The following is a 7,997-nucleotide window of genomic DNA, read 5'->3' as shown; positions in this document are numbered from 1 at the left end:
GGGCTTCGTAGCCGTTGAACATCAGGGTGGTGCGTTTGCGGCTGAAGAGGCCGTCTTCGCCGATGCGGCGTTCGGTGGCTTGGCTCCAGCGGGGGTGATCGACGTTGGGGTTGACGTTGGAATAGAAACCGTATTCACGCGCTGCGGCTTTGACCCAAGCGGTGGCGGGTTGCTTTTCGACCAAACGGATTTTGATGATCGACTTGGCGCTCTTGAAGCCGTATTTCCAAGGCACCACCAGTCGTACTGGCGCGCCGTTTTGGTTCGGCAGCACTTCGCCGTACATGCCAAAGGCCAGAAGGGTGAGCGGGTGCAGCGCTTCGTCAAGGCGCAGGCCTTCGACATAGGGCCAGTCGAGCACGTTGGCGCTCAGCTTGGGCATTTGCTTCGGGTCGGCCAAGGTGTGGAACTCGACAAACTTGGCGTTGCCGGTGGGCTCGGCGCGCCGGATCAACTCAGCCAGCGACCAGCCGACCCACGGGATCACCATCGACCAGCCCTCCACGCAGCGCAGGCGATAGGTGCGTTCCTCCAGCGCTGCCAGCTTGAGCAACTCATCCAAGTCGTAGGTCTTGGGCCGCTTGACCTCGCCTTCAATCGTCACCGTCCACGGCCAGGTGCGCAGCGTGCCGGCGTTGCGCGCTGGGTCGCTCTTGTCGGTGCCGAACTCGTAGAAGTTGTTGTAGCTGCTGGCGTCGCCATAGGCCGTGGGCCGATCCAGCACCATCGCGCCAGCTACTTTCGACGCGCCACCGGCCAGCGCCGCCAACTTGCCGGGGCGTTCGGTGGCGGCGTGGCTCAACGCACCCAAGCCGCCCAACTCCCCAAGCGCCAAGGCCGAGCCCCCGGCCAGCGCGTGGCGCAACCAGCGCCGGCGCTCTTCAACCACCGCGCGCGGTGTGATCTCGTGGGCAGGCAACTCAAATCCTGGGCGTGACATGGGGGGGCTCCTGAGGCTGGGGAATGGGCTGGCATGGACAACTCTTTGCGCTAGATCGTGGTCGCTTGAAAGACGTGGCGCATGATCAAGGCGTCGGCGCGCCAAACAGTACACGGTCTCAAGGGGGCGGCGCTCGATACGAGGAGAAAACCATGAACAGCCTACGCCTGAATCTTTTGATGGCGGCACTCTTGGCGGGATGTACACCGTCGCTGCCACCCGTGGGCCAACTTCCCCCGATCAACCTGAACGACATGCCGATGGTGCAGGGCAACGAGATTGAGTTGTCTTTGCGTAACTCGAACCATTTTTGGGACTTTGGCATGGATCACGCTGCGGAGCAGTTGAACGCGCAGCATCCCGATGGTCTGGATCAGCATCTACAGCTGGTGTCGGTGGTGATGCCCCGACCGACCAAATCGGCCGAGGTCTCGGTGCGGTTTGCCATCGACTCGCAGGGACATGTCATCAACGTCGAGATGCGCCGGCTCTTCAGTGTGGGGGCTGAAATGGTGCTGGCGGATACCGCCAGCGCGCTGCCGCTGTGGCGCTTCAGCCCGCCGACGCAGGGCGGCTTGCCGACCTCGTATTGCTGTGTGCGCCTGCGTTTGGAGTACCTGCCCAATGAGTAGTCGCGTCGCGTATCGCTTTAACCGTGCGTCACCCACTGCGCAATCTGCTGCGCCGACATCGCACCGCTGACGCGGCGCACTTCTTCGCCGTTCTTGAACATCACCATGGTGGGAATGGAGCGGATGCGGTGGCGCACCGAGCTTTGCGGGCAGGCGTCGCTATCGACCTTGGCCAGCAGCGCTTGGCCCTTGAGCAGGGCGGCGGCTTGCTTGAACTGCGGGGCCATCATCTTGCAAGGCCCGCACCATTCGGCCCAAAAATCCACCACCACCGGCAACTCGGTGCCGCTCACCACCGCGCCGAAGTTGGCGTCGCTCAGTTCGGCCGGATGGCCGTCGAGCAGCGCCTTGCCACAATGCCCACAGCTTGGGTCGTGCGCCAAACGCTCATCGGGCACGCGGTTCTTGGTTTGACAATGGCTACAGGTGATCAGCATGAATACCTCCGGTTTGGATACCCATCAAGGTATGGGTGTGAAGCATAAATTTCAAGTCTTTTCTATTGTCCGGTGGGGCGGTGCGAGGGTTGCCGTGTTGGCCGTGTGGATGGCTTTGGCGGGTTGTGCCAATGCACCAAGTGCGCCCAGTGACCGAGGGCCGATGGTTCAAGGCGAGGACGTGGCGCTTGAGTTGCGCAACACCTGGCATTTTTGGGAGGTGGGTATGCGTCAAGCGGCGGCCCAGCTGCGCACTCAGCAACCCAAGGGGTTGGATCGGCCACTGCGCTTGACCAAGATGGTGATGCCCAAGGCCTTTACGGAAGGCGAAGTCGAGGCTCGCTTTGCCATTGATGCCGAGGGCCGAGTGATCGACTTGGATATGCACAACCACTCCGGGAGGGGGGCCGAGGATCTGAGTCGCCTCACCTTTCAATCCCTGCCTCGCTGGCGCTTTCAGCCGCCCATGCACTTGGGTCGGGCGACGGGTTATTGCTGCGTGCGCTTGCGGGTAGAGCATGTGCCGCAGTAGGGGATCGGGCCATGGTGATCGGCATCCCTAGAATCCACCCCCACCATGCATGCCAGCACCCTACCCAGCGCCGCCCTGCCCACCTCTGATCTGCCCGCGCGCTGCGACGTGCTGGTGGTGGGTGCTGGGCCGGCGGGTTGTGCGGTGGCGACGCTTTTGGCACGCGCCGGGCGGGAGGTGGTGTTGGTGGACGCCCAGGCTTTTCCGCGTGACAAGACCTGCGGCGATGGGCTGATCCCGGATGCCCATGCAGCTTTGGCGCGGCTTGGGGTGCTGGAGGCCGTGATGGCCCGCGCCCATCGGGTTGCGGCGGTGCGTTGTGTCGGGCCGAGCGGCGGCAGCATTGATCTGCCGGGGGACTCGGTGAGCGGGCTGGCGGTGTTGCCGCGTCGGGTGCTGGACGAGTTGCTGTGTCGCCATGCCATCGCAGCGGGGGCGCGCTTTGTGGCACCGATGCGTTTCGACAAGCCGGTGCTGGACCCGCAAGGACGCGTGGTCGGTGCTTGGTTGCGTCAAGGCGAACGCTCGTTCGAGATCCGCGCGGACTGGGTGATTTTGGCCACCGGGGCGGCGCTGGTGCCGCTGACCGCTGTCGATTTGTGCCAGCGCCGCAGCCCCAGTGGCATTGCGCTGCGCGGCTATGTCCACAACCCCGCCGTGGCAGCGCAGATCCGCAGCATGGATGTGGTCTGGCACCGCAGCTTGCAGCCGGGCTATGGCTGGATCTTTCCGGTGGGCGGCGATGTCTTCAACATCGGCGTCGGCATCCTGCCCGGTCGGGGCAAGCCGATGCCGGAGGTGAATTTGCGCAGCGTGCTCGACGCTTTCACGCGCTGCTACCCCCCGGCGCAGGCTTTGATGGCAGGCGGCACGCTGGTGGGGGACTTCAAAGGCGCGCCGCTGCGCTGCTCCCTCGACGGTGCGGGCCACAGTCGAGCGGGCTTGTTGGCGGTGGGCGAGGCCATCGGCAGCACGTATGCCTTCACGGGCGAGGGCATCGGCAAGGCGATGGAAACCGGCATCCACGCGGCTGAAGCGATCTTGGCCGGTGCATCGGACGCCGAGGTTCGCGCCGACTATGACGCGCGCTTGGCCCGGCTCAAACCGCGCTTTGATCTCTATGAGCGTGCCAACCGCGTCAATGCCCAACCGTGGCTCACTGATCTGGTGATTTGGCGTGCGCGCCGCAGTCCACGCTTGCATCGCCGCATGGCGGGGTTGCTGAACGAAACCAGCAACCCCGGCAACTTGTTCAGCCTGAAGGGTTGGCTGCGGTTTTTTACCGAATAAACGGAGTTCCCTGTGTGTCAATTGCTTGGCTTGAACGCCAACACCCCGACCGATCTGGTCTTCAGTTTCACCGGCTTTGCCCAGCGTGCGGTCGAGCACAAGGACGGCTTTGGCATCGGCTTTTTTGAAGGCCCCGGCGTGCGGTTGTTTGTCGATGACCAAAGCGCGCATCTCTCGCCGGTGGCGCAGATGCTGCGCACGTATCCGATCAAGAGCCGCCACATCATTGCCCACATCCGCAAGGCCACCCAAGGCCGGGTGGCGCTGGAAAACACCCACCCGTTTCAGCGCGAGCTGTGGGGGCGCTACTGGGTGTTTGCGCACAACGGCAACTTGACCCACTTTCAACCCAAGCTGCATGCGGCTTTTCATCCGGTGGGCGGCACCGACAGCGAGCGCGCTTTTTGCTGGTTGATGCAAGAGCTGGCCAAAAACCACGCCAGCCTGCCCACCGTCGAAGCCCTGACTGAAACCCTGGCCGAGCTGGTGCCGCGCATCACGCCGCACGGCACGTTCAACTTTTTGCTCAGCAACGGTGAGGCCTTGTGGGCGCATTGCTCGACCAAGCTGCACTACGTGTTGCGCCGTCACCCTTTCACGGCGGCTGAGTTGCGCGACGACGACGTGCAGATCGACTTTGCTCGCCACACCACGCCCCAAGACCGCGTGGCGGTGATCGTGACGGAGCCGTTAACGCGCAACGAAGCTTGGCAGGCGCTACGGCCGGGCGAGTTGGCGGTGTTCAAGGATGGCGAGCGGGTGTTTCGCCATGATTAATGGCGAATAAGAAAAAGCCAGTTGAGCTGTGCATTTTGTCAATAATAACCACAATATTTCTATGCTTACTATATGCTTACTATATGCTTACTGCGCTTATATTTTGCCTTGGCCATAGGGGTTGCTGCGGCACAGCAATAAATATTCACGACTTTGACGATTGTGTGACGCAAAGGGCGGCTGTCTTTAGGCTTACATGCGTCCATTGCACCTAGAATTGACCCATGTCAATAGGTCTAAAAATACTTTTTTGGTAATGTCATAAGTCGTTAGGAGGTCCAATATGAACATTTTTGAAACCACAGATAAAATCATCGGCGATATTCCTGAAGGGCAACGATTCTCAGCCGCAGATGCTGAATTGTTGATGCGCTTCAGAGACCAACTGCTGGCCATGGAAGATGAGCTGGTGCAGGGGTTTTACGACACGATCCAAGCTAACCCGCAAATGGCGACCCTGATCGGTCACGGTGCGCGCTCTGATCGTGAAACCACCTTGCGGCGCTGGTGGCAGCGCACCTTGGCCGGGCCGTTCGATGCGAAATATTGGGCTTGGCAGTCGCTGGTCGGCGTTGTCCACATCAAGGTGGGGGTCAAGAACCCGATGATGATGGGCATGTGGGTCTGGGTGCTGGATTGGCTGCGCTCACGCGTCACCCCTGAGTTTGTCGGCAGCCCCGAGCTGGCCCGCGAGATCATGAGCAGCGTCGAACGGCTGGCGCTGACCGCCCAAGCGATCACCGCTGAAAGCTACTTGGTCTACTACCTCGAAACGGTGATCCGGATCACGGGCTTCAAGCCCGCTCTGCTGGAGCGCATGTTCAAGTCAGAGATCAACGTGCTCCTTGCTGAGGTGCGTGAGCAACTTGGCAGCATTTGAGCCCTTCGCCCCTCAGCACACCCTTCAGTACCTTTTCATTTCGGTTTTTTCTTCGGGAGCTTTGCCATGCGCGCAGACGTACTTAATTCCATTCTTCAAGAACTCAACGGCTCGACCGCTGATATTGAAGCCTCCGCTGTTCTCTCCACCGACGGCTTGATGATGGCCTCCTTGCTGCCGGCCAGCATGGACGAAGACCGTGTGGGTGCCATGAGTGCCGCCATGCTCTCCTTGGGCGACCGCACCGCGCGTGAGCTGGCCCGGGGCGAGCTGGAGCAAGTGCTGATCAAAGGTCAGCGCGGCTACGTGCTGATGGTCCACGCTGGCCACGACGCCGTGGTCACGATCTTGCTCAAGGCCAATGCCCGTTTGGGTTTGATCTTCCTCGACGTCAAACGCGCTGCCGACAGCATCAGCAAGATCATTTAAGAGGGTGTGGGCTGGGTTGTCTATTCATACCCATAATATGTCCTAGACAAATAATAGACAACCCGCGTCAAAACGGGAGGCTCTATGGCAACGTCAAACATCATCCAAGCCCTGTGTGGCTTGGATGGTTTTATCGCAGCAGCGCTGATCGACGTGGATGATCGTCGCGTATTGGCTTCGATGTCCCAGCCTGATTTTCAAGTTGATTTGGTTTCTTTGGATAATGCCCAGATTATTCGAGCCCGATTTGATGTTATCAATGCCAAAAGAAAGAAAATACCAGCAAAGTGTTTATTCTTTGTTTTGAGCGGTCATTATCATATTGTTCGACAAGTCAGTGTTTGCCAAGAGATATTCATTTATTTGATCATTGATCAATACCATGGCGACCTGACCCAAGCCCGTATGGCCGTGAAACACATGGATGCGCTGATTCGGGTCTGATCAAGCGGCGCTCTTGTTACCATCGCCGGCCTTGATGGATCGGTTGGCGTTGACGGAGTGGGGTCATGGTTGCTTTTTTGCGAAGTGGTGGGTTGCGGGTCTGGGGTCTGTGGGCTTTGGGCGTGGCTTTGGTGCTGGCTCAAGGCGTGGCCCAAGCCGGTGGTGGGTTGCTGGGCATGGACTCTTGGCAGCCGCGTCATGACAACGGCATCTGGTCGCGCAACAACCAGTACTTGGCCGACGGCATCGTTTTGAGCGCGGCCATCGGCACGGCCTTGTGGGAAGGCACCGATTCCAACGCCGGCAAGCTGGCTTGGAAGACCATGGACAGCATGGTCGCCACGGCGATGGTGACGGAGGTGATGAAAAACACCTTCAAGCGCAAGCGCCCCTCCGAATCGACCAGCCCCGACGACTGGTTTGCGGGCTCGGGCTACAAAAGTTTCCCCAGCGGCGAAACCGCCATGATGGCTGCCGCCGTGGCTCCGGCCATCGCCCTTTATGCCGACAGCAACCCAGCGGTTTGGGGCTTGCTGGCGGTGCCGGTCTACATGGCCAAGGCCCGCATGATGGCCAACGGCCACTGGCTCTCTGACGTCTTGGTGGGCGGCGCGATTGGTGGCTACGTCGGCGTCAAGATCGCCAAGCGCGACACGCCCTTCTTGCTCGGCCTGACTCAAGACGGTGTCTTCGTCGGCTTCAAGAAACGGTTTTGAGCGCGTGAAAGCGTACTTATGGCGGCGGCTGGGCCAGAGCGTGCCAACCCTGCTGGGGGTCGTGCTGCTGGTGTTTGGCCTGTTCAAAGGCTTTGGCGGCGATCCGGCCGAGATCTTGGGTGGGCTGAATGCCTCTGCGGCGCAGGTGCAGCAGATTCGCACTCAGCTGGGGCTGGATCAGCCGCTCTGGATGCAGCTGGGCTTGTTCTTGAAGCAAGTCGTTACCCTCGACTGGGGCCTGAGCTGGGCCACGCATGAGCCCGTGAGTCAGTTGCTGGCCAGCCGCTTGCCGGCGACCTTGACGGTGATGCTGCCGATCTTGGTGCTGGATACCACCCTTGCGACGCTGTTGGCGCTGGCCGTGGCGGCGGTGCGCGGTTCACTCACCGACCGGCTGTTGATGGTGCTGACCACGGTGGCGCTGTCGATCAGCTTTTTGGTCTACATCATCGTCGGCCAGTGGTTGTTGGCCTTTGAGCTGGGCTGGTTTCCGGTGCAGGGCTGGAGCAACAGTTTGTGGACCAATCTGGCGCTTTATGCGCCGCTGCCGGTGCTGTTGGCGGTGCTGGTGGGCGTGTCACCGCAGACGCGGCTCTACCGCAGCTTCATCCTGGAAGAAATCGGCCAAGACTATGTGCGCACCGCGCGCGCCAAAGGGCTGGGCGAGCGGGCCGTGCTGCTGCGCCATGTGCTGCGCAACGCCTTGATCCCGATCGTCGCCAACGTGAGCGTGCAGTTGCCGGGTGTGTTTGTGGGCTCCTTCTTGATCGAAACCTTCTTCTCGATCCCCGGCTTGGGCCGTGAAGTGCTGCTGGCGGTGAACCGCAGCGACTATCCGGTCATCCAAGCGGTGACGGTTTATCTGGCGCTGCTGACCATGGGCATCAACCTACTGACCGACGTGCTCTACCGGCTCATCG

At 60.9% G+C, this 7,997-nt stretch carries 11 protein-coding genes; 9 read left to right on the top strand and 2 right to left on the bottom strand.

The window, feature by feature from the left end:
• Window positions 1-940: protein-methionine-sulfoxide reductase catalytic subunit MsrP (msrP, locus tag AC3VI7_RS11390; protein ID WP_489671536.1), on the bottom strand; the 940-nt coding region annotated here is incomplete at its 3' end.
• A 152-nt stretch (window positions 941-1,092) separates the two neighbouring features.
• Between msrP and AC3VI7_RS11385 the strand changes: the two genes are divergently transcribed.
• Window positions 1,093-1,572, top strand: coding sequence for an energy transducer TonB (locus AC3VI7_RS11385; protein ID WP_489668022.1), 480 nt, complete (start codon window positions 1,093-1,095; stop codon window positions 1,570-1,572).
• 17 nt (window positions 1,573-1,589) lie between these two features.
• Here the strand turns inward: AC3VI7_RS11385 and trxC are convergent, their stop codons facing one another.
• Complete coding sequence (gene trxC, locus AC3VI7_RS11380; protein ID WP_489668021.1) at window positions 1,590-2,009, bottom strand: thioredoxin TrxC; 420 nt, start codon at window positions 2,007-2,009, stop codon at window positions 1,590-1,592.
• Between the two features lie 94 nt (window positions 2,010-2,103).
• Here trxC and AC3VI7_RS11375 point away from each other — a divergent pair, with 94 nt between their 5' ends.
• From AC3VI7_RS11375 to AC3VI7_RS11340, 8 genes are all read left to right on the top strand, one after another.
• Window positions 2,104-2,541, top strand: a complete 438-nt coding sequence (locus tag AC3VI7_RS11375) for an energy transducer TonB (RefSeq protein WP_489671227.1) — start codon at window positions 2,104-2,106, stop codon at window positions 2,539-2,541.
• Between the two features lie 45 nt (window positions 2,542-2,586).
• Window positions 2,587-3,831, top strand: coding sequence for an NAD(P)/FAD-dependent oxidoreductase (locus AC3VI7_RS11370; RefSeq protein ID WP_489668019.1), 1,245 nt, complete (start codon window positions 2,587-2,589; stop codon window positions 3,829-3,831).
• A 12-nt stretch (window positions 3,832-3,843) separates the two neighbouring features.
• Complete coding sequence (locus AC3VI7_RS11365) at window positions 3,844-4,608, top strand: class II glutamine amidotransferase (protein WP_489668018.1); 765 nt, start codon at window positions 3,844-3,846, stop codon at window positions 4,606-4,608.
• 283 nt (window positions 4,609-4,891) lie between these two features.
• Window positions 4,892-5,488, top strand: a complete 597-nt coding sequence (locus AC3VI7_RS11360) for a protoglobin domain-containing protein (protein ID WP_489668017.1) — start codon at window positions 4,892-4,894, stop codon at window positions 5,486-5,488.
• A 66-nt stretch (window positions 5,489-5,554) separates the two neighbouring features.
• On the top strand, window positions 5,555-5,917 hold the full coding sequence (locus tag AC3VI7_RS11355) for a roadblock/LC7 domain-containing protein (RefSeq protein WP_489668016.1): 363 nt from the start codon (window positions 5,555-5,557) through the stop codon (window positions 5,915-5,917).
• An 84-nt stretch (window positions 5,918-6,001) separates the two neighbouring features.
• The gene (locus tag AC3VI7_RS11350; protein WP_489668015.1) at window positions 6,002-6,361 is read left to right on the top strand and encodes a hypothetical protein; all 360 of its coding nucleotides are present in this window, start codon (window positions 6,002-6,004) and stop codon (window positions 6,359-6,361) included.
• A 65-nt stretch (window positions 6,362-6,426) separates the two neighbouring features.
• Entirely contained in the window at window positions 6,427-7,077 is a 651-nt protein-coding gene (locus tag AC3VI7_RS11345; RefSeq protein WP_489668014.1) for a phosphatase PAP2 family protein, read from the top strand.
• A gap of 4 nt (window positions 7,078-7,081) precedes the next feature.
• A partial coding sequence (locus tag AC3VI7_RS11340) for an ABC transporter permease (protein ID WP_489671535.1) occupies window positions 7,082-7,997 on the top strand: 916 nt, incomplete at its 3' end.

The organism is Leptothrix toolikensis (SeqCode) (assembly GCF_057922285.1).
The sequence above is the reverse complement of the archived record's forward strand: the minus strand, read 5'-3'. Positions and strand labels throughout refer to the sequence as shown.